Source organism: Paenibacillus typhae (genome assembly GCF_900099765.1).
GTDB lineage: Bacteria > Bacillota > Bacilli > Paenibacillales > Paenibacillaceae > Paenibacillus_AQ > Paenibacillus_AQ typhae.
On sequence record NZ_FNDX01000008.1, the window covers coordinates 29,186 to 50,797 of the forward strand.

The 21,612-nt window shown below is 56.5% G+C and carries 17 protein-coding genes; 15 read left to right on the forward strand and 2 right to left on the reverse strand.

Annotation, left to right across the window (positions count from 1 at the left end):
- Positions 1-3: 3 nt before the first annotated feature.
- Positions 4-936 (reverse strand): TetR/AcrR family transcriptional regulator, encoded by a 933-nt coding sequence (locus tag BLR64_RS09340; protein ID WP_090713867.1) that lies wholly within the window; start codon positions 934-936, stop codon positions 4-6.
- A gap of 173 nt (positions 937-1,109) precedes the next feature.
- Between BLR64_RS09340 and cls the strand changes: the two genes are divergently transcribed.
- Positions 1,110-2,618 carry a cardiolipin synthase gene (gene cls, locus BLR64_RS09345; RefSeq protein WP_090713868.1) on the forward strand — a complete coding sequence of 503 codons (1,509 nt, stop codon included), beginning with the start codon at positions 1,110-1,112 and terminating at the stop codon, positions 2,616-2,618.
- A gap of 101 nt (positions 2,619-2,719) precedes the next feature.
- On the opposite strand, the gene BLR64_RS09350 is transcribed toward cls, so the two are convergent.
- Positions 2,720-4,246, reverse strand: a complete 1,527-nt coding sequence (locus BLR64_RS09350) for a phospholipase D family protein (protein WP_090713869.1) — start codon at positions 4,244-4,246, stop codon at positions 2,720-2,722.
- A 273-nt stretch (positions 4,247-4,519) separates the two neighbouring features.
- Between BLR64_RS09350 and BLR64_RS09355 the strand changes: the two genes are divergently transcribed.
- The 14 genes from BLR64_RS09355 to BLR64_RS09420 all read left to right on the forward strand — a co-directional run bounded on the left by BLR64_RS09355 (position 4,520) and on the right by BLR64_RS09420 (position 21,437).
- On the forward strand, positions 4,520-5,437 hold the full coding sequence (locus tag BLR64_RS09355) for a MerR family transcriptional regulator (RefSeq protein WP_090713870.1): 918 nt from the start codon (positions 4,520-4,522) through the stop codon (positions 5,435-5,437).
- A 270-nt stretch (positions 5,438-5,707) separates the two neighbouring features.
- Positions 5,708-7,255: a phytoene desaturase family protein gene (locus BLR64_RS09360; protein ID WP_090713871.1), complete on the forward strand. Its 1,548-nt coding sequence runs from the start codon at positions 5,708-5,710 to the stop codon at positions 7,253-7,255.
- Positions 7,252-8,748 (forward strand): phytoene desaturase family protein, encoded by a 1,497-nt coding sequence (locus tag BLR64_RS09365; protein WP_090713872.1) that lies wholly within the window; start codon positions 7,252-7,254, stop codon positions 8,746-8,748. Before BLR64_RS09360 ends, BLR64_RS09365 begins: the two co-directional genes overlap by 4 nt.
- Positions 8,748-9,626, forward strand: a complete 879-nt coding sequence (locus BLR64_RS09370; protein ID WP_341833376.1) for a phytoene/squalene synthase family protein — start codon at positions 8,748-8,750, stop codon at positions 9,624-9,626. Before BLR64_RS09365 ends, BLR64_RS09370 begins: the two co-directional genes overlap by 1 nt.
- Positions 9,627-10,412, forward strand: coding sequence for a carotenoid biosynthesis protein (locus BLR64_RS09375; protein ID WP_090713873.1), 786 nt, complete (start codon positions 9,627-9,629; stop codon positions 10,410-10,412).
- Positions 10,381-11,115 (forward strand): lysophospholipid acyltransferase family protein, encoded by a 735-nt coding sequence (locus BLR64_RS09380; RefSeq protein WP_090713874.1) that lies wholly within the window; start codon positions 10,381-10,383, stop codon positions 11,113-11,115. Before BLR64_RS09375 ends, BLR64_RS09380 begins: the two co-directional genes overlap by 32 nt.
- Complete coding sequence (locus BLR64_RS09385; protein WP_090713875.1) at positions 11,112-12,359, forward strand: glycosyltransferase family 2 protein; 1,248 nt, start codon at positions 11,112-11,114, stop codon at positions 12,357-12,359. Before BLR64_RS09380 ends, BLR64_RS09385 begins: the two co-directional genes overlap by 4 nt.
- Positions 12,335-13,831, forward strand: coding sequence for a phytoene desaturase family protein (locus BLR64_RS09390; protein ID WP_090713876.1), 1,497 nt, complete (start codon positions 12,335-12,337; stop codon positions 13,829-13,831). Before BLR64_RS09385 ends, BLR64_RS09390 begins: the two co-directional genes overlap by 25 nt.
- Before the next feature lie 132 nt (positions 13,832-13,963).
- Positions 13,964-15,091 (forward strand): type 2 isopentenyl-diphosphate Delta-isomerase, encoded by a 1,128-nt coding sequence (fni, locus tag BLR64_RS09395; RefSeq protein ID WP_090713877.1) that lies wholly within the window; start codon positions 13,964-13,966, stop codon positions 15,089-15,091.
- Between the two features lie 30 nt (positions 15,092-15,121).
- Positions 15,122-15,592 (forward strand): GNAT family N-acetyltransferase, encoded by a 471-nt coding sequence (locus BLR64_RS09400; RefSeq protein ID WP_244157653.1) that lies wholly within the window; start codon positions 15,122-15,124, stop codon positions 15,590-15,592.
- 914 nt (positions 15,593-16,506) lie between these two features.
- Positions 16,507-17,607 (forward strand): redox-regulated ATPase YchF, encoded by a 1,101-nt coding sequence (gene ychF, locus BLR64_RS09405; RefSeq protein ID WP_090713878.1) that lies wholly within the window; start codon positions 16,507-16,509, stop codon positions 17,605-17,607.
- Positions 17,608-17,893: 286 nt separating this feature from the next.
- Positions 17,894-18,961, forward strand: a complete 1,068-nt coding sequence (prfA, locus tag BLR64_RS09410) for a peptide chain release factor 1 (RefSeq protein ID WP_090713984.1) — start codon at positions 17,894-17,896, stop codon at positions 18,959-18,961.
- A gap of 4 nt (positions 18,962-18,965) precedes the next feature.
- A complete protein-coding gene (locus BLR64_RS09415; protein ID WP_090713879.1) occupies positions 18,966-19,982 on the forward strand; it encodes a N5-glutamine methyltransferase family protein in 1,017 nt (338 codons plus the stop codon).
- 270 nt (positions 19,983-20,252) lie between these two features.
- Complete coding sequence (locus BLR64_RS09420) at positions 20,253-21,437, forward strand: FtsW/RodA/SpoVE family cell cycle protein (RefSeq protein WP_090713880.1); 1,185 nt, start codon at positions 20,253-20,255, stop codon at positions 21,435-21,437.
- Positions 21,438-21,612 lie beyond the last annotated feature (175 nt).

A 21,612-nucleotide genomic window follows, 5' to 3' on the forward strand; every position in this document is an offset into this window, starting at 1 on the left:
AAGTTACGTTTCTGCTCCTCTCTCTAAAAAAGCGCATGAATTTGGAATGTAAGGCGAAACTAGCTTTTGCAGTGCTTCAAGCTCCCCCTGCACAGCCGGATAGGCCTGGAGGTTGGCAATCATTCCCCGGATAATCGCTTTGCGGGGCTCCGGCATCAGGAATTCGCTCTCCAGAATGGACAGGGACTCCAGACCATCGTCTGCGTCCGGTTGCCCGTCAGACGGAGCGCTGCTGAGCGTATTCCGCATCTCTTTGATGAGCTGCAGCGGACTGCGGCGCCGGCTGCCTTCATGGCCGTTCAGCCAGCTCTCCAGCACGCCGGCGGTAATCAGCGGCTCCTGACGGCCGGTCAGCAGGCCTTGCGCAACAATGTCGAGCAGATCGACCAGATGATCCGCCATGCGCGAGATCGCAACCTGCGATTCCTGGCCAAAGATCAACCGGATGAAGGCATGGAGCATGCCGTCCGCGAACAGGAACAGGTCCCCTGTGTAAGGGAGAATCTGAGGGCCGTAGAGTGTGTTCAGCTTGTTCTGGAACCACAGTACAAGCGGTGCACTTGCCTTGCGGATCCATTCCGGCACTTCATTGCCGCCTTTCCCGGCCAGCTCCTGAAACTGCCGCTGCAAAAACTCGCGCAGCTCGTATACATGGGTCAGCAGAATCTCCACCTGGTTACGCAGCTTTTCCCGCGGGCTGCTGCGGCTCTGCAGCTCTTCCCGCTGAAGCGGATCATGGATCATCCGCAAGCAGTGCATGTAAATGCTGCGCTCCAGCTCCTCCTTGGATTTGAATACCAGATAGAGGCTGCCCTTGGAGATCCCGCACAGCTCGGCAATTTCCTGCATGGAGGTGGAGGTGGAGCCCTTTACCGCGAACAGCTGCATGGCGGTCTTGATAATCAGTTCCTGTCTGTTTGCATTTTTATCAGCCACAAGCTGTTATAGCCCCTTTCTGACTTGGTGGTTCTACAATTGACTGAAGGGTCAAAAAGATTATAGTATAGATTCCGGGCCAATTCAAACCAGTAGGAAGAAACCGATTCTTCAGGTAATATATAGATGGGAAATTCAAGTGTTGAAAGGTTGAAGAAGAGAGTAGGTTGTCTATGAGAAGAGGATTGCAGGCTCTGGTCATCATTGCAGCTTTGCTGGCATTTTATTATTTCGGATTCGGCATTTTTGGCAGTACGGCGGGGACGATCATCAGTATTTTCTCCACGCTGACGGTAATCTCCATCGGCCTGGGTATTTTTATGGAGAATCGTAACCCCTCCACTACGATGGCCTGGATTCTGCTGCTGGCGCTTATTCCGGTGCTTGGACTGGTGTTTTATTTTCTGTTCGGACAGAACGTATTTAAACGGCGCAAATATGACAAAAAAGCGCAGCGTGACCTTATGGCCTACGAGCGGATCGAGAACGATGCCCTGCATACATATCAGGACTGGTCGATATTTGATTCCACCCGCCAGAAGCTGCTGGGGCTGTCTCAGCGGCTGGCCCGGACGCCGGTCTCGTTCAGCTCGGAGACCCGGATTCTGACCAACGGGGAGGAAACGTTCGGCACGCTGCTGCTGGAGCTGCGGCAGGCGCAGCATCATATCCATATGGAGTACTACATCTTTCGGGCAGACCACATCGGTACGCGGATTCAGCAGATTCTGATCGAGAAGGCCCGTGCAGGTGTTGCCGTCAGATTTATGTACGATGCCGTAGGCAGCATGCAGCTCTCCAAGGCTTTTCTGAAGGAAATGACTGATGCGGGGGTGAGGGTGGCGGCTTACGGCAATTCCACCTCTTTTTTCTCCAGCCGGGTTAACTACCGCAATCACCGCAAAATCGTCGTGATCGACGGGGATGTGGGTTTCATGGGCGGGCTGAACGTCGGGGACGAATACCTGAGCCGGAGCAAAACGTACGGCTTCTGGCGGGATACCCATATGCTGCTGCGGGGCGAGGCGGTGCGGACAATGCAGATTATCTTCCTGCAGGACTGGATGCACACTACCGGCGAGTCGATCCTGGAGCAGGATTATCTCTCGCCCCAACTGCGATTTACCAATGGGGACGGCGCCGTGCAGATTATTGCCAGCGGGCCGGATAACGAGCGGCGGGCGCTGAAGAATATCTTTTTCTCCATGATTACCTCTGCGGAAAAATCGGTGTGGATCGCCAGCCCCTACTTCATCCCGGATGAGGACATTCTGACCGCGCTGCGGGTAGCGGCCATGTCCGGGCTTGATGTGCGTCTGCTGTTCCCCGCCAAGCCGGACAAATGGCTGCCGTTCCTGGCTTCGCATTCCTATTTTCCGGTTCTTCTGGAGTCCGGTGTGAAGATTTATGAATATGAGAAGGGCTTTATTCACTCCAAGCTGCTCATCATCGACGGGGAGGTGGCCACAATCGGTACAGCCAATATGGATATGCGCAGCTTCCACCTGAATTTTGAGGTGAATGCGCTGCTGCTGCAGACGGAGAGTGTAGCCCGCATTGTGGCTGACTTCGAGCGTGATCTGCTGTCCACACGCCAGATTGTGCATGAGGCTTTTATGAACAAACGGCTGCTGGAGCGGCTGCTGGAATCGGCAGCCCGGCTCATGTCGCCGCTGCTGTAAGCAGAGACCAGGCTTACGCAACATAGACAAGCACAGGCAAATACAATAACCGCCGGAAAGAAGCGACTCAGGCTTCCCGGCGGTTATTCGTCTGCCTATGCTTAAAAGGTGGTGAGGCCCAGCCTGGTCTGCACCCGGTAAAGGAGGTATTTCAGCCAGGTAACTCCGCTCTGGTACTCCTCAAGCGGCAGGCTGTATTCGGCTCCCTGGTTATTCCACAGCCGGCTGAAGTAGCCGGTCATCTCTGCATACAGCGGCTGATCCTGCGGTACGGACACCCACAGGTTATTTTCTAGATTATAATCATCCAGATTGCGGGTTGTGAAGTTCGTTGAGCCGCCCAGCACAATAGATTTGCCGGAGGCCTTGGCGATGAACATCAGCTTGGTATGATACTGCTCCTTTCCGGTGTTATACCAGCGAATGGCAATCTTTCCGCCAGAACGCTCGTTTAGATTCAGGGCTACAGGGCGGTTGGGGATGCCGATTTTGTCGCGGCCGAAGGCATTCTGGTTCGGGTCCAGCAGCAGCCGCACCTCTGCACCGCGCTCTGCTGCCTCCAGCAGCTCGCGGATAACGGCATCATCGGCCAGGTAGAACATACCCATCCAGATGGTATCGCCTTCTCCGGCACTCCGGATGCCCTCCAGTGTATATTTATAGACTTTGCCTTCGGTCAGATAGCGGATATCCAGCGGCCCGTCTGCGGTCTGCGAATACTCCGGTGTCCCGGTCAGAAGCGGGCCTGCACCGGAGAGGTCAGCCGCCGCCTGTTCGGTGCGCAGAATGTCGGCGATAACCGGGCCTTGCACCTCCAGCGCAATGTTGGAATGGTAGGCGCTCGGGTCATGCACATTGCCTGAAGAAATCAGGGCTGACTGCTCACTGACTACCACTTTACGGTGATTGGCTTTTACATTCAGCAGCTTCAAATAGGAGCGTGCGGTTATATCGGGCCCGCCGCTGGCCATCAGATTGGGAATCCAGCCGTTGCCCGACTGCCCGAACCATTGAATGAAGGTACGCCATACTGCGGAGTATGCAGGCGTGGAATCGCGGAGCTTGTCTGTATCTGTGATGACCACCCTGATACCGGCGGCCTTCAGCTCCTCCAGCAGATGATTGGGGGCAGAGCCGTAGTTGGTATTAACCTCATCGGTGATAAAAACAATGTCCATAGCCGGATAAGCGGCTTTATGGGCAATAAGCTTATCGGTTAGCGCCCCGCTGACCGCCGGGAACTGCTGGTCCTTATGGGTATAGTCATTGAACAGGAACAGGTCGATAACGAGAAACTGTCTGGACTCCTCGATAATCTGCAGAATCCTTGGCAGAATCTGTTCTTCCCGCCCTCCGTCCGCGCTGCCGTCCGGATAAGTAAGATCATGCCAAAAATGGACGTCATCTACCTTATAAAGAGGGCTTTCATAGGAAATTCCAGGCGGTAGCGGCTTATGCGTCTGGTAGATCATGACACCGGCCAGCCAGACCAGGAGCAGCAGGGCAGCAGACAAAAAAATATGGCGGTGCTGCCGCCCGGGCCTGGAGGGGGCAGAGGACGGGCCGCTTATGGAATTGCTGGATCGATAAAGGTGTTCTTCTGTGCCGGGTTGTCTGCTTGAATTCATTGAGGGATCCTCCTGGGTCTGCTCCGGATATTGTAACAATCTATTACCTCCCCGGAAGCATAAGTGAAGCAGCTGTATCCAAAAAGCCTGAACGCCTCAACTTGCATTTTTTGCTGAAGCATGGAAGGTTATTCCTAAAGCGTTACAGATAACAGGCTAACTGCATCTGATGACATAACACAAGTACAAATGTATAATGAGTGTAAATGATTTGTATAAGGTTTGAATATCTAAATACTATGAACGGGTTACGGAAAGAGAGTGGGGTGCAACGTGTACTCGATTAAACAGGTCGTCGAAATGCTGGACATACCGTCTGTCACATTAAGAGCCTGGGAAAACAGGTATCAGGCGGTTACTCCTGAGCGGACGGAATCCGGCTACAGGCTGTATACCCAGGAGAATATTGAAGACCTGCGCTGGCTGAAGGAGCAGACTGAGAAGCAGGGAATCAGCATTTCACACGCCGTGCGGCTGCTGAAGGCCCGTAAAGAAAATCCGGCTGCCGAAGGGCCGGCAGGGGCCGTCGGGACACCGCGGGAAGCCTTTGAGAAGATGAAGCAGCAGATTTATTCAGCGCTGTATGAATTCCAGGGCGAGCGGGCGAATGCGCTGATTGATTTCGGCTTTTCCATGTACGGCTATGAGTCAATGTTCCATCAGGTGCTCGTCCCGATTTTGATCAGAGTGGGCGATGCCTGGGAGGAAGGCTCGGCGACGGTGGCGCAGGAGCATTACATGACCCATATGGTCTCTAACCGCTTTTATCAGTTTTTCCACCTGTTCCCTGTGTATGCCCACTTGCCGAAAGTGCTGGCCTTTTGTCCGGAAGGAGAGCATCATCAGGTCGGTCTGCTGCTGTTCTCGCTATTTCTGCGTAAAAACGGGGTTGAGGTCGTATATCTGGGTGCCAATACCCCGGAGGGGGGAGTTGTAGCCATGCTGGAAACGCAGAACCGGATCGGAGCAGTCTGCCTGTCGGTTACAGACAAGGAGCTGCTGCCTTACTGTAAAGAACTGATCACACGCCTGCAGGCCATACGGCCGGGAATACGGTTTATTCTGGGGGGCAAAGCCTATGAAGCGGCAGAGGAGCCTGTCCCGGAAGCTGCTGAGGTTATAGGAGTGCCTGCGGAACGCTGGCAGGAATGGTTTGATTATTCATTTACGGGAGCAAGAAATCAGCGCTGAGACGACTTTGCATAAGCCTTTCTGAATCACCTGCGGGTGGGCGGAAGGGTTTTTTTGTGCAGTTTTGTGAGTCAAACAGAGGAATTCAAGGGCTGCAGATAAAATTATCCTGCTTTTTCCGGCAACCCGGTTAGGGGTAGCTGTTTACAGGGGTAAATAAAGTATGTATGATATTTGTATCACTAATGTATAGTTTTTGTATAATGTTTATCTGCACGTATTCATGCGATTGATGAAAATAGAATCCAAGTGGAATAGGGAGTGGGATGGATGACTGGAAAAAGCGCCGCAAAGGTTGCGGTGGTTGGAGCCGGACCGGGAGGGCTGGCTGCTGCCATGCTTCTGGCCGCAAAGGGCTACGAGGTAGAGGTCTTTGAGAAGCAGGATACGGTCGGCGGAAGATCGGGCGAGCTGCGGCTGGGGGAATACCGTTTTGACCGCGGGGCTACCTTTCTGATGATGCCGCATCTGCTGGAGGAGCTGTTTACTCTGGCGGGACGCTCCCTGCACAGCTATGTTTCCATGAAGGAGCTGAACCCGCTCTATTCCCTGCATTTCGGGGACACCGTGTTCCGGCCGTCTACCGACCAGGAGCAGACCGAAGCAGAGATTGAACGGCTGTTTCCGGGGAACGGGGCGGGTTACCGCCGGTTTATGGCTGACGAGGATGATAAGTTTATAAGGGTTATGCCGCTGCTGCAGCGCCCTTTTCAGTCACCTGCAGACTACTTAAAAAGAGATGTTCTGCACGCGCTGCCGAGGCTTCATGCCACCGATACGGTGTATAACCGGCTGTCGAAGTATTTTGACGATGAACGGCTGCGCTACGCCTTCACCTTTCAGGCCAAATACCTCGGGATGTCTCCCTGGGAATGTCCCGGCACGTTCACGATTCTGTCTTACCTGGAGCACCGTTACGGTCTGTATCATCCTGAAGGCGGTATTAACAAGGTGCTGGAGGCTATGGCGGATGTGATCAGGGAGCACGGCGGTCGTATCCGTACATCAAGTGTAGTGAACCAGATATTGGTTAATAACCATCATGCCTCCGGCCTGCTGCTGGAGGACGGGGAAAAGGTGCATGCCGATTACGTGGTGCTCGGAGCTGACTTCGGGACCGCAGTGACAAGGCTGTTCGAGCCGGGGCTGCTCAAAAAATATACGCCGGTCAAGATGGCGCGCAAGCGCTACTCCTGCTCTACCGCAATGCTGTACCTCGGTGTGGACGGCGCTGTTGACCTTGGCCATCATTCTGTTCATTTCTCGGGCGATTACCGCCGCAATGTTGACGAGATTACACGGCAGGGTATCCTGTCGGCCGACCCGTCCATTTATATACACAATCCTTCGGTTATTGACGCTACACTGGCTCCGGCCGGCAAATCTTCTCTATATGTGCTGATGCCCGTTCCCAATCTGCAGGCCGGCATTGACTGGCAGCAGGAGGGGCCGGCCGTCAGGGAGCAGATGATGGAACGGCTGGAGCAGATCCCGCAGCTTGCCGGCCTGTCTTCCCGGGTGGAGGAGAGCAAATTCTTCTCGCCGCTGGACTGGCGGGACAGTCTGGATGTATATAACGGCGCGACCTTTAATCTGGCCCATAACCTCGGCCAGATGATGTATCTTCGTCCGCATAATACCTTCCAGGAGGTGTCCGGCGTCTGGCTGGTCGGCGGCGGAACGCATCCGGGCAGCGGGCTGCCGACGATATTTGAGTCGGCGAAGATCAGCGCGCGCCTGCTAGAGGAACATGACCGTGCTGCCCGCAGCCGGTCCGTTGCCGTAGCAGGCACAGCGGGAAGCGGGGTGCCGCTGTGAGCCGCGTGGCTATCGTCGGCGGCGGCATCGGCGGGCTGACCGCGGCGCTGCTGCTGAGCCGCCAAGGACAGCAGGTGGTCATCTATGAGCGCGCCGACCGGGTAGGCGGGCGCGTCGCCTTTGAAGAGGAAGGGCCGTACCGGATAGACCAGGGGCCGACCATTGTGCTGCTGCCGGAGATGCTGAACGGCATTCTGGAGGAAGGCGGACTTCCGCCCGGCAGCCTTGAGCTGCTGCGCTGTGATCCGCTCTGCCGGATTCACTTCAGAAGCGGGCGTGTGCTGACCAAGGTAGCGGGCCTGGAGGAGCAGGCAGCGGAGATTGACCGTGAGTTCCCCGGTGAGGGCAACGGGTTCCTCAGGTTTATGGGCGATATGGCCGGACTATTTCCCCGGGGCAAGGCTTCCTTTCTGGAGCAGACATTCAGCCGGCGGCGGCAGTTCTTCAGCCCGGCGAATCTTCGGCTGATGAGCCGTCTGCGGGCTTACCGCAGCCTCCGGTCGGCGGTAGGCAGCTATTTTCGCAGCGAGGAGCTGCGCGATGCCTTTTCCTTGCAGAGCCTGTACATCGGAGGCGCCCCGTTCCGTACCCCGGGCATATACACGATGCTGCCTTATGCAGAGAGCGCCTTTGGCATCTGGATGCTGAAGGGCGGCTATGGAGAACTCCCGAGGATTCTATCCCGTGAGCTGCTCAGCCGGGGAGTCGAGATTCATACCGGTACAGAGGTTGAAGGCTTGACCGTTGAAGACGGACGGTGCACCGGCATTACAGCCGGCGGCGTCAGGCATTCGTATGACGCTGTGCTCTACAACGGCGAATTTCCGCAGCTGGAGGAGCTTCTGCCGGCCGGGCTGTTCACCGGAAATACAGCCGGGCAGCGCAGTTCAGGTACAGCAGGCCGGATCAAGCGCGGCCGGTACCAGCCCTCCTCGGGCTGTGTGCTGATTTATGCCGGGACGGACCGGCGCTGGCCGGAGTCGGAGACCCATCAGTTTTTTCTGCCGGACAGCCTGAACGACAATCTCCGGGAATTGTTTGACCAGGGCAGAATTTCACAGCTGCCTTCCTATTATGTATTTAACCCCGCGGCGCTTGACGACACTGCGGCGCCGCCGGGACAAAGCGTGCTCTATTTCCTGATCCCCGTTCCGGCTGATCCGGAGCTGGACTGGGAATCCATTGCAGGTCCACTGGCGGAACGTGTCCTGGATGATGCCGAGCAGAGAGGCTTTCCGGGACTGAAGGCCAGTCTCCGGTGGAAAAAGATTCGTACCCCTGGGGATGCGCATAAGGATGGCCTGTATGGCGGCGGCAGCTTCGGCATTGCTCCGGTGCTCAGCCAGCTCGGGGTATTCCGCCCGCAGCCCCGGCCTTATCCGATAAAAGGCCTCTATGCCGCAGGCGCTTCCGTTCATCCGGGCGGGGGCGTGCCGATTGTCATGCAGGGAGCCAGGATGGCTGTCCATGAACTCATGAAGGAGATGAAATAATGATAAATGAGAGCATTATGCGTGAGTGTGAGGAACTGATGAAGAAGGGCTCGACCTCCTTTCATAAAGCGTTTGCCGGGCTGCCAAGCCCGCGCCGGGAAGCTGTGCATGTCATCTACGCCTTTTGCAGGATTATTGACGACAGTGTGGATGAGCCGGACAAGTCACCGTACACGATCCATGAGCTGCGCTGGCATTTTACGCGGCTTGAGGAAGCGGAGGGCCATTTCATCTGGCCGGCGCTGCGCTGGCTGTTCGCCAGCTTCCCGAAGCTTACGCATGAACCGTTCCTGCTGCAGATGCAGGGTCAGCTCGGAGATCTGACGTTCACCCATTATGAGACCATGGAAGAGCTGGAAAGCTACTGCTACCTGGTAGCCGGCACCGTCGGCGAGATGCTGCTCCCGGTTCTGCGAGAGGATTCGGATGAGGATGTGCAGAATGCCGGCATTTCCCTGGGAATCGGCATGCAGATTGTCAATATCATCCGCGATGTAGGCGAGGACCTGCGGAGGGGACGGCGCTATGTGCCGCTTGAGCTTATGCGGAAGCACGGGTACAGCCAGGAGGAGCTGGAGTCGGGGGTAGTCAATCAGCGCTTTATCAATGTCATTGAAGAGCTCCGCCGTGAGGCACTGGGCTGGTTCGAGAAGGGGCTCGCCCATGTGGAGACTTATCCGCCCGAGAGCGGTCTGGCTGTGGAGCTGGCGGCGGCATTTTACGCGGCAATCCTCGATTCGGTAGCTGAAGCGGGATATGATGTTTTCCGCAACAGGGCGTATGTCAGCGATGAGGTCAAGCTGCGGATGCTGGGCCGCACAGCTGCGCGCTATGCTTCAAGACTGGGCGGCAGACCCGGTAAAGCGGCGGTATTATAGATGGTCAGGACTGTTTTCTGGGTCTGGTACGCTATTGGGGCACTGCTGCTGATTTTTTTCAGTGTTCCGCAAGGGCTGCAGTTTTCAAATGGCCTGTTCCTGGTCTTTTATGCTGTTTATGCAGCTGAAGTGATTGTTAAGGGATTTGAGCGCCCTTTTGTGGCCGACCAGTCAGTCATTTATTCACAGCAGCTCCGTCCGCTCCGTCTCCTCATCTCAGCTGCGCTTATCTGGACGGGCGGGATGGCTGTGGAATGGTTCGGCGTTCATACCGGGCATCTGTTCGGCAGCTACGGATATTCTGATATCCTTGGTCCGCTGCTCTACGGTGTGCCTGCGACCCTGGGCTTTGCCTGGATTGCTGTTGTCTGTAATGCTGTCCTGCTATGCCGGGACTTCGGCCAGTCCGGCTGGCGGCTTATGCTGCTGCGGGCGGTGCAGGTCGGCTTCTGGACTGTTTTGCTGGATCTGGTCCTTGATCCTGTGGCCCATGCGCGGGGCTTCTGGACCTGGGGGGACGGAGGCGGCTTCTATGGAGTGCCCGTGAGCAACTTCATCGGCTGGCTGATTGCCGGGTCGCTGCTGTCACTCTTCATTCCGGCTGTCCGCTTATCCGGCAGGGCAGTCCGGCGCGGAACCCGGCTCTATCAGGCTGTAATCATTATGTTCGGTCTTGTCGGCCTGCGTGAGGGGCTTCCCCTGTGCGTGATTATCGCCGGTATCGGGGCAGTTCTGGCAGAAGGGAGCCTGCGCTATGCTGGAAGCGGCCAAATCCCCAAGCTTTGATGCGCTGTTCAGCCGCTATAATACCTTCTATCTGCTGCGCAGGCATTTCCGCTTTGTCGGAATATCAGGTGACCTGCAGCCGGCTTCAGCGGAGAGCAGGCCCGTACTGTACATTATGAACCACAGCTCCTGGTGGGACGGTCTGTTGGCCTATCACGCCGCAAGAAGGCTGACCCGCCGCAGGCAGTATTTCATGATGGAGGAAGGGCAGCTGCGCAAATTTCAGTTTTTCCGCCGTTTGGGTGCTTATTCTATCAACCGGGATGAGCCGGCGGATGTCCGTGCCTCGCTGCGTTATACAGCCAGGATGCTTGGCGAAGGCGGCAGCGTGTGGATGTATCCCGAGGGGGAGCTTCTGCCGCTTGAGCGCCGTCCGCTGCAGCTCAAGGAAGGGGCAGCTGTCGTGCTCCGCCTGTGTCCGGATACGGCTGTTGTACCCGTGACGCTGTATCATGGACTGTTCTTCCATCCTAAGCCGGAGGCAACGCTCCTGGCAGGTGAACCCCTGATGCAGCCGTGGAAGGAGATGGACAGGAGCAGCATTTCAGCCCTGCTGGCCTCCTGTCTGGAGGAACAGCTGGATAGTCACCGGCAGCTGATTTTTGATCATAAGGGGCATATGCCGGCCTGCTTCACACCGCTGATCAAGACCGGAGGTTCGGTTCATGAACGATATGATGCCTGGCGGAGGGGAAGCCGATGATTGCCGTATTGCAAGGAATAGCTGTTATAATTCTGCTGCAGCTGGCATTTGCTTTGTGGAATGCTTCACGGCTTCCGGTGCTCGGTGGACAGCAGCACATTAAGGAACCAGCAGGGACACTGAATATAAGGGATAAGGCAAGTATAACGGGTGCACAGCGCAGTAAGGGAGCGGCAGGTTCGGCTGATGTACAGTACAGGAATAAACCGGCAGAGGTAGCGGGCACACAGGCGCCTTCTCTGTCTGTGCTGATCCCGGCGCGTGATGAGGCGGCGAATATCACCGCCTGCCTGACCTCCGTGCTTGCCTGCAGTACCGCTGGAAGCCAAATTGAAATCATCGTGCTGGATGACCGTTCAACGGACGGCACAGCAGAGCTTGCCGCAGCTGCGGGGGGCGCACGGACGCGGGTGCTTGCAGGAGCCGGGCTGCCGGAGGGCTGGGCAGGCAAATGCCATGCCTGCGCCCAGCTGGCAGAGGCATCGGGCGGAGAGTGGCTGCTGTTCCTCGATGCAGACATCCGGCTGCAGCCGCAGGCGCTGGCTGCGGCGCTGGCGTCAGCGGAGAAGCAGGGGAGCGGCCTGATTACCGGCTTCCCGCGTCAGCTGACCGGCTCCTGGCTGGAGCGCCTGGTTGTTCCGCTGATGGTGTTCACCATCATCTGCCATCTGCCGGTTCCGCTTGTCCGCCGTTCAAGAGACCCGCGGTTTGTGGCCGCCCACGGCGGGTTCATGCTGATTCACCGGGACAGCTATCAGCGCTGCGGCGGGCATAGCGGCATCCGGGACCAGCTGGTGGATGATATGGCGCTGGCCAGAGCGGTCAAGCTTTCCGGCGAGCCGGTAACCCTGGCAGACATTACAGGGTATACAGAAATGAGGATGTATCACAATGCCCGGGAGGTCTGGAAGGGCTACCGCAAAAATATTTACGCTGGCCTCGGGCGCAAGCCGGTGCTGCTCTTGGGTGTACTTCTGTTCTATGCGCTTCTGTACGTATTTCCGGTTATCGCTGCGCTTTGGGCTGTAATTACCGGAGACAAGGTCGCCCTGCTCTGGGCGGCAGCCGCCATAGCCGGAGGAGCTGCAGTAAAAAGAACAGCAGACAGGGCAGGCAGGCAGCCCTTCTGGTTCTGCCTGCTGCTGCCGGCCAGTATTGTAAGCCTGATTGCCATTGGAGCCGCATCCTGGCGCGGCAGTGTGTCCGGCCAGGGCTATGAATGGAAAGGGAGGCGGTACCGTTGAACAAGCAGGCGGTTATAATCGGCGCCGGCTTCGGCAGTCTGTCCTGTGCAGTCACGCTGGCGGCAAAAGGCTGGAAAGTGACAGTGCTGGAGCGGCAGGATCAGCCCGGCGGCAAGCTGCAGCGGATAACGGAGCAAGGGTACACCTTTGACAGGGGACCCAGCACTATCACGATGCCGCATGTCTTCCGCTCGCTCTATGAGCTTGCCGGCGCGCAGATGGAGGACTATGTTGAGCTGTATGAGCTGGAGCCGAGGACACGTAATATTTTTGCAGATGGACATATGGTTGATTTATCCAGGGATAAAGCGTATATGCGTGAACAGATTGCCGCCTACTCTCCTCATGACGCCGGGCGCTACGATGAGTTTATGGATGAAGCTGAACTATTGTACCGGCTGAGCGAGAAGCAGTTCCTGAACCGGCTCCTGCTCTCCTGGAAAGATAAGCTGTCTCCGGCATTGGTGCGGGATCTGCTGCGTGTCCGGCCGTTTCTCACCCTGCAGTCAATGCTGGAGCGATATTTCAGGCATCCGAATACTCTTGCTATGCTGGGACGTTACGCCACTTATGTCGGATCCTCTCCCTACCAGTCTCCGGCAATCTTCGCGATGCTCGGTCATGTGGAGGCCAAACTTGGCGTATACGGTGTAAAAGGCGGTACATACAAGCTCGTGGAAGGGCTGGTGGCGCTGGCCCGGAGGCTGGGAGTGGAGATCGTTACCGGAACCGAGGTTACAGGTATCGCCGTAGCGGGAGGAAAGGCCGAAGGCGTGGAGACTTCACGGGGCTTTTACCCTGCACAGACTGTCATTGCCGGGGGCGACGTGCTCAGCGTCAACCGCATGCTGCTGCCGGAAGCCTCCCGCCGGACGATGAGTGACCGAACGATCGAGCGCTATGAACCCTCGCTGTCAGGTCTGGTGACCCTTGCCGGTGTGAGGCGGAAATATGAGCAGCTGCTGCATCACACGGTATTTTTTCCGGAGCAGTATGAGCCTGAGTTCAGAGACATTTTTGACAAAAGACGCCCTCCGCAAAATCCTACATTGTACGTTTGCTACTCCGGTTACTCTGAGCCCGGCATGGCCCCGGTTGACGGCAGCAATCTGTTTATTCTGGCTAACGCCCCATATCTGAACAGCGGCTGCGACTGGGCCAGAGAGACGGAGATATACGGGCGGCGGATCACGGATATGCTCAAAAGCTTCGGAATCGGGGGACTCGAACAGGCGGAGGTGCTTCAGCGGTATACTCCGCAAAATCTCGCAACGGATACCCTTGCCCACCGGGGAGCCATTTACGGCATTTCCTCGAATTCCGTCCGCCAGACCTTCTTCCGCCCGGGGAACCGCTCCCGGGAGGTTCAGGGACTGTGGTATGTGGGCGGAACAACCCATCCCGGCGGAGGGACACCGGTTGTATCCCTGTCAGGGCGGCTTGTAGGCGAGCATATCGCAGGAGAAGGCTAGGCGCAGCCTGTCTTCCTGTCATTTGCAGGGCAGCGATGCTATAATGAAGCGTGCTCTTGGCTAAAGAGATGCCGGCCGGTCCGGCATTTTACGGTTTTAGATTTGCAGATCAGAAGAAAGGGAGGGGACAGCATGGAACAATTGCCGCAAAAGACTACACCAACCTTCACAGCCACGGCGGACGGGGACACGCTGCTGCCTGGCAGTTCCGGGGATAAGTCCCTGCTGCCTTCCTCCACAACAGGGGAGCGCAAGCTTGAGCATGTACGCCTCTGTCTGAATGAGGATGTGGGCGGCAGCGGAGTTACGACCGGTCTGGAGGAATACAGGTTCCTGCACAATGCGCTGCCTGAGCTGAATTTCGACGACATTTCACTGCGTACGGTTTTTCTGGGGCGTGAGCTGCAGACCCCGCTGCTGATCAGCTCCATGACCGGCGGCAGCAAGGCGACCGGCGCAATTAATAGCAGACTGGCTGAAGTGGCCGGGCGCCGGGGCTGGGCGCTTGGTGTGGGCTCGGTGCGGGCGGCGGTGGAGCGTGCGGAGCTGGCCGAGACCTTCCGGGTGCGTGAGCGGGCGCCTGGCATTCCGGTCATCGCCAATATAGGTGCCGTGCAGCTGTCCTACGGCTTCGGCGTGGAGGAGTGCCGGCGGGCTGTAGAAATCGCCGGGGCGGACTGGCTTGTACTGCATCTGAACGGGCTGCAGGAGGTATTTCAGCCGGAAGGCAACACCGGCTTCGGCTCCCTGCTTGGCGCGATCGAGAAGGTCTGCCGGGCGCTGCCGGTACCGGTCGGCATCAAGGAGGTCGGCTGGGGCATAGACGGCGAAACGGCGCTCAGGCTGTATAATGCCGGAGCGGCCTTCATCGACGTGGCGGGTGCAGGCGGCACCTCCTGGAGCCAGGTGGAGAAATTCCGCAGCACCGACCCTGTGCGGCGGGCGGCGGCGGAAGCCTTCGCCGACTGGGGCATTCCGACGGCCGAATGCATCCGCGGAGTACGGGCGGCGGCTCCGCACGGTGCGCTGATCGGCAGCGGGGGCCTGAAGCATGGCGTCGATGCCGCCAAGGCGCTCGCACTGGGGGCCGACCTGGCCGGCTTCGGCCGCAGCCTGCTCGGGCCTGCGGTGGAATCCGAGGAGGCGCTCGACCGGGCTCTGGCCCAGGTGGAGCTGGAGCTGCGGATTGCCATGTTCGGCATCGGCGCTGCCGACCTGTCTGCGCTGCGGGGAACGCCGCGCCTGCTCAAGCGGCAATAATGAATGAAGTACAAAGGAAGTGCTTAACAAATGATCAAGCTGGTACGGATGGACGAACCGACCTTTCAATTTTTTCTGAAGCAGTCGACCCGCGATTATGCGGAGGACAAAGTAAGAATCGGTGCCTGGGAGCAGGACACGGCAATGCAGCTGTCCCGGGACGAGATGAACCGTTATCTGCCGAAGGGACTTCATACTGAAGGAGCCTTTTTATATTCTATTGTGGAAGACACCGGCAATACCCAGGCCGGCTATATCTGGTTCAATGTGGCTCAGGGCCGGCAGGACAAGGAAGCCTTTATTTATGATTTCTATATCTTCGAGCCTTATCAGCAAAAGGGATATGGGAGCATGGCGCTGACGCTGCTGGATGAGGAGGCGCGCTCCATGGGTGTAACACGGATCGGCCTGCATGTTTTCGGTGACAATGACCGTGCTTTTAAGCTGTATCAGAAGCTGGGCTACGGGATTACGGATATTACGATGTCCAAAAAGCTGTAGCGGAGCGGGAATTGGGCTTGCACCATGCAGCCATGTAGAAGAAGTAAGCTTGATTAAACTGCGGCATAGAATAAGGCATAAACCTGTAATAAGGATCGGCAACAAAGCCGGTAGCAAGCCGGGCCGACAGCCCAGAAAGATGGCGAATATTCTTCCGGCGGAAAGACTCCATAGGGGTCTTTTTTGTTATCCCGGCAAATGGATAAGCTTTCGAAAGGTTGCGGTAGAAAAAAGTAACAGCTCTAATGGACCAAACGCCGCGTACCGGAGGATCGGAAAATCACCCGAATAAGGTTCATAGATGAGCTGACGATTGGATTAATCGGTTGGGTTACTAGATAAGCTGTATGATTGGATTTCCCTATTGAGTTACTGTCCTGCGTGGCTGTGGCTGCACTGCATGGTGCATTGGATGGTGCAGAGGGGCCGGATGCGCTGACGGACTGTACCGCTCTTATTTTTAAGTTGAAGCACTGTCTGGTCCGCTTAACGGACCGTATTGCACTTAATTACTCACAAACCGCCTATAACAAGTCAAAATGCTGTAAATAAAAGCGCTGGAGTCCGTTAGCGTGCTTCAGGACGGATTTTGGCAGGGATAAGCGCAGCTGAGTCCGTTAGAATTACAAGCAGGGTTATGGACAGGCTATGTGCAGGCTACAAGCAGGTGGAATCATGTACTTATGCCTGGTTTCCACATTAAAGAGCAGCTGAGGCTGGAAAAATCGCACCTTACTGCGTACACATGCCAAAGAAGCGGCCTGGCAGACCGCGGGGGTCTCCGCCTTTTTTCTGACACACCCCCCGGACATCCGCTGTTGCTGGCGGTTTTGTTCTAATATATAATGGTTTAGATCACAAGTCGGTAATTATGCGGTGGATCAATACAACCGAAAATAGGAGTTGTCATATAAATGGCTTTGAAAGCTGGTATTGTCGGATTGCCAAACGTTGGTAAATCCACATTGTTTAACGCAATTACACAAGCGGGTGCGGAATCCGCCAACTATCCTTTTTGCACCATTGACCCGAACGTGGGTGTTGTGGAAGTGCCGGACGAGCGTCTGGATAAGCTGACTGAGCTGGTGCAGCCGAACAAGACGGTTCCGACTGCCTTTGAATTTGTTGATATTGCCGGACTCGTGCGCGGTGCGAGCAAGGGCGAAGGGCTGGGCAACAAGTTCCTCGCCCACATCCGTGAAGTGGATGCGATCGTTCATGTGGTGCGCTGCTTTGTGGACGAGAATGTAACGCATGTGGACGGTAAAGTAAATCCGATCAGCGACATCCAGACGATTAACCTTGAGCTGATTCTGGCTGACCTTGAAAGCGTGGAGAAGCGCATTGAGCGTTCCCGCAAAAACATCAAGGGCGGCGACAAGAAATATGCCCAGGAGGTTGAAGTGCTCGAGCGTGTAAAAGAGGCCCTGTACGAAGACAAGCCTGCGCGCAGCATAGAGCTGTCTGATGACGAGCGCCTGATCGTGCGTGACCTGCACCTGCTGACCCTGAAGCCGGTATTGTATGCGGCTAACGTGGGCGAGGATGAAGTAGCAACGGCCGAAGAGAATCCGTATGTTAAGCAGGTACGCGAGTTCGCAGCTGCCGAGAATGCGGAAGTGGTGCCGATCAGCGCCAAGGTTGAGGCAGAGATCGCTGAGCTCGAAGGCGAAGATAAAGAGATGTTCCTGGAAGAGCTGGGACTGCAGGAATCCGGTCTGAACCGCCTGATCAAAGCGGCTTACAAGCTGCTTGGCCTGTACACTTACTTCACTGCAGGCGTGCAGGAAGTGCGTGCCTGGACCATCCGCAAGGGAACCAAGGCACCGGGCGCTGCCGGTGTTATCCACTCCGACTTCGAACGCGGCTTTATCCGTGCCGAGGTTGTAGCCTACGCTGACCTCCTGGCTGCCGGATCAATGAACGGTGCCAAGGAACGCGGACAGCTCCGTCTGGAAGGTAAGGAATATCTGGTTCAGGACGGCGATGTCATGCATTTCCGTTTCAACGTATAAACCAAAGGCGCAATAGTGCGTCAGGATAGAGAGGCCATTCTGTGGCGGGTACCCGCTGCCGGATGGCTTCTTTTTGCAGGACGGGCGGAATAATATTACAAAAGGTTCTGCATACTAGAGATTGGCCGGAATTTATTTGCAAAGATAGGCCGCTATGTACGCTCGACTGTAGCCAACTGGCAGGAACGATGCTATAATATAAAGTCGTATATCTATTTATAATGTAACTCACAATTTTAAGCATTTTAAGTGAAATATATTGAATCAGGAGAGGTGAATTCCCTTGTTGTTGGACCGATTGCAATCATTGGCGGACCGCTATGAGAAACTCAGTGAACTGCTTTGTGACCCGGATGTTGCAAGCGACAGTAAGAAACTGAGGGACTATTCCAAAGAACAATCCGATCTGCAGCCTGCCTTCGAGGCCTATGCTGAATATAAAAATGTAATGGAAGAGCTTGAGGCAGCCAAGATGATGCAGGCCGAGAAGCTTGATGATGAAATGAAGGAAATGGTCAAAATGGAGATCGAGGACCTGTCCTCGCGCCAGACCGAGCTGGAGGAGAAGATCCGCATCCTGCTGCTGCCCAAGGACCCGAATGATGACAAGAACGTCATCGTCGAAATCCGCGGTGCAGCCGGCGGGGACGAAGCGGCATTGTTCGCCTCCGACCTGTACCGGATGTACACCCGTTATGCCGATGCCCAAGGCTGGCGCGTTGAGCTGATGGATGTAAATACGAATGACCTCGGCGGCTTTAAGGAAGTTATTTTCCTGATTAACGGCCGTGGTGCGTACAGCAAGATGAAATACGAGAGCGGCGCACACCGTGTGCAGCGCATTCCGACCACAGAATCCGGCGGACGGATTCATACCTCTACTTCAACGGTAGCGGTGATGCCGGAAGCGGAAGAATTCGAAATTGAAATTCACGATAAAGATATCCGCGTCGATACGTTCTGCTCCAGCGGAGCGGGCGGACAGTCCGTTAATACGACCAAATCGGCAGTTCGCGTAACCCACATTCCTACCGGTATCGTAGCTACCTGTCAGGACGGCAAATCGCAGAACTCCAATAAGGAGAAGGCGCTGCAGGTGCTGCGTGCCCGTATCTCTGATATCAAGCGGCAGGAAGAGGAAGCGAAGTATGCCGGCGAGCGCAAGAGCAAGGTCGGTACCGGTGACCGCAGTGAGCGTATCCGCACGTACAACTTCCCGCAGAGCCGGGTGACCGATCACCGCATCGGCCTTACCCTGCACCGTCTTGACCAGGTTATGAACGGGGATATTACCGAGATTATTTCCGCGCTGTCGATTGCCGAGCAGGCGGAACTGATGGAAAAAGGAGAATAATGCTTTGAAACACGGCTTATATGTCATGCCTCATGTGCAAAGCATCCGGGAAGCCTTTGCGGAGGCTTCTTCTTTTTTGGACAAAAGCGGGTGCAACGAGCCGCAGCGCAGCAGCCAGCTGCTGCTGGAGCATGTGCTCGGCGTAAGCGGAGCCGCTTATTATATGGCCCTGGCTGACCCTTTCCCGGCGGAGCTGAGAGAAGCCTGGGAAACGGCGGTCAGCCGCCGGGCGGCAGGAGAGCCGGTGCAGTATATTACCGGCGAGCAGGAGTTCTACGGCCGGGTGTTCGAGGTAACGCCGGACGTGCTGATTCCGCGGCCGGAGACGGAGCTGCTCGTCGAGGCCATCCTGAAGTACGGCGCGGAGCTGTGGCCGGACGGGCTGGTGTATGCGCCGGGCGGAGAGGCGCGGACCGGTATGCACGCTGCGGGCGAACCTGCGGCGGCTGAAATGGCTGGCGGCATAGCCTCCGCCCGCCGGGAGGGCGATGCGGCTGGTGCGTACCAGCCGCGGCCGCTGGCCGCCGTCGATATCGGCGCCGGCAGCGGAGCCATCTCCGTCACGCTGGCGGCGGAAGCGCCGGCGTGGCGGGTCTGCGCCGGCGACATCTCGCCCGGCGCATTGGCCGTGGCCGCGCGCAATGCCTCCCGGCATGGCGCGGCCGTTGACCTGCGGCTCGGCGATCTGCTCGAGCCGTTTGCGGGGATGGAGACGGATATTCTCGTCTCCAACCCGCCTTACATCCCCGGCGGTGACATCGCCGGGCTGCAGCGCGAGGTGCGCGACCATGAGCCGCGCACTGCACTGGACGGCGGCGATGACGGGCTCGACCCGTACCGCCGCATGATGGAGCAGCTGCCGCTGCTGCCGGCAGCCCCGCGCCTGGTCGGCTTTGAGCTCGGCCAGGGACAGGCCGGCGAGGTGGCCGCGCTGCTGCGCGCGGCGGGCCACTGGAACGAGATCGTCACCATCGACGATCTCGCCGGCATTCCCCGCCACGTGCTGGGCATCGCGCGCTAAGTGTCTCTCCGTCGCGCCGCCCACAAGGCTGGACGTGTGCGGCCCCGCCGCGTGCTGGCATTCCCGCTTCGAGCCGGCATCGCGCCCTAAGCGCCCCGCTGTGGGCCGCGCTTTACGTCATGTAACTCCCGATCTTTCACCGCACCGCTGTTAGACGAACAGCCGGCGGTGAAATTGTATTTTTGCTGCCCCTTCCTTTACAATAGAATGAACGGACTTCTACAGCAGCTGTTGAAGTGGAAGCTGAAGTAACGAGTAAGGAGACAGAATATGCTTCAGAAGATTAAGAAGATTGATGGTGTCATTGTATTTATTCTGGTTCTGCTGATGGTTATCAGCATTTTCTCTATATATAGTGTAACCCATGGAAGGGATGGCCTGGACGGAAGCCATCTGAAGATGATCAAGTTCTATATACTGGGCCTGATTGCTTTTCTGGGTCTGACTTTTATCGATTACCGGCTGATCGTGAAATATGCGCTTTATATTTATATAACAGGAATCGGGATTCTGGTATTGGTCAGCTTTATCGGGAAGACCCAGAACGGGGCCCAGGGCTGGCTGAAGATCGGAGGCCTCAGCCTCCAGCCGGCAGAGCTGTTTAAGCTGATCCTAATCCTGTTCCTAGCAGCGGTGCTGTTCCGCAAAAATAAGAACAAGCTGCTGTTCTGGAAGGATGTCGTTCCGCTCGGGCTGCTTACGCTGCTGCCGTTCCTGATTGTCATCAGCCAGAATGACCTTGGTAATGCCTTGTCCTATATTGTGATTCTTGCCGGACTGCTGTGGATCGGAAATATCAAATTCTCGCATGCGCTGATCGGGGTTCTGATTGTAGCGGGTGCTGCGGTTGCCGGAATAATGAGCTATATCCATTATCATGACCAGTTCAAAGCGTTCATGACCGATATCGGCCGCTCGCACTGGGTTGAACGGTTCGACCCTTGGCTCGTCCCTGAAAAGGCAACGGCCAAAGCCAGCTACCACACCAAAAATGCAAAGCTGGCCATCGCTTCAGGCGGCATGAGCGGAGAGGGCTATATGAACGGCAGCTCGGTGCAGACCGACCGCGTGCCTTATACGTATTCCGACTCTATCTTCGTGCAGATTGCCGAGGAGTTCGGCTTTGTCGGCTCTGCGGTGCTGCTGCTGCTGTATTTTATACTAATTCACCGGATGATATTGATCGCCCTGGAGTCCAAGGACCGCGCCGGACCTTTTCTGATCGTCGGGGTTGTAGCCATGATTTTGTATCAGATATTTGAAAATATCGGTGCATTCATCGGGCTAATGCCGCTAACCGGGATTACGCTGCCTTTCGTCAGCTTCGGCGGGACCTCACTGATGATCAATATGGCCAGCATTGGCCTGATCATGAGTGTACGCCTGCACGGCCGTGAAGTGGAGGAGGATCTGCCCGCTCCTGCCGCTTACCCTGCTGCTGCGAAACAGGGTTAACTGCATATCGGATATGAAGGACTGCCGGAGCTCAGGAAATGAGGCCCCGGCAGTCCTTTTTTATATTTTATTTCGGAAAACGGAGATTTGTATTCGTGCAGCGGCTTGCATTAATATGGGAGTATAGGTGATTCCCTGTAAATTCCTATGCTGGAAATTGTGGAATGCGCCGACT

Coding starts and splice junctions, on each gene's coding strand:
- cls (WP_090713868.1), top strand. CDS start 1,110: ATGAGAAGAGGATTGCAGGCTCTGGTCATCATTGCAGCTTTGCTGGCA.
- BLR64_RS09350 (WP_090713869.1), bottom strand. CDS start 4,246: ATGAATTCAAGCAGACAACCCGGCACAGAAGAACACCTTTATCGATCC.
- BLR64_RS09360 (WP_090713871.1), top strand. CDS start 5,708: ATGACTGGAAAAAGCGCCGCAAAGGTTGCGGTGGTTGGAGCCGGACCG.
- BLR64_RS09370 (WP_341833376.1), top strand. CDS start 8,748: ATGATAAATGAGAGCATTATGCGTGAGTGTGAGGAACTGATGAAGAAG.
- BLR64_RS09375 (WP_090713873.1), top strand. CDS start 9,627: ATGGTCAGGACTGTTTTCTGGGTCTGGTACGCTATTGGGGCACTGCTG.
- BLR64_RS09380 (WP_090713874.1), top strand. CDS start 10,381: ATGCTGGAAGCGGCCAAATCCCCAAGCTTTGATGCGCTGTTCAGCCGC.
- BLR64_RS09385 (WP_090713875.1), top strand. CDS start 11,112: ATGATTGCCGTATTGCAAGGAATAGCTGTTATAATTCTGCTGCAGCTG.
- BLR64_RS09390 (WP_090713876.1), top strand. CDS start 12,335: ATGGAAAGGGAGGCGGTACCGTTGAACAAGCAGGCGGTTATAATCGGC.
- fni (WP_090713877.1), top strand. CDS start 13,964: ATGGAACAATTGCCGCAAAAGACTACACCAACCTTCACAGCCACGGCG.
- BLR64_RS09400 (WP_244157653.1), top strand. CDS start 15,122: ATGATCAAGCTGGTACGGATGGACGAACCGACCTTTCAATTTTTTCTG.
- ychF (WP_090713878.1), top strand. CDS start 16,507: ATGGCTTTGAAAGCTGGTATTGTCGGATTGCCAAACGTTGGTAAATCC.
- BLR64_RS09420 (WP_090713880.1), top strand. CDS start 20,253: ATGCTTCAGAAGATTAAGAAGATTGATGGTGTCATTGTATTTATTCTG.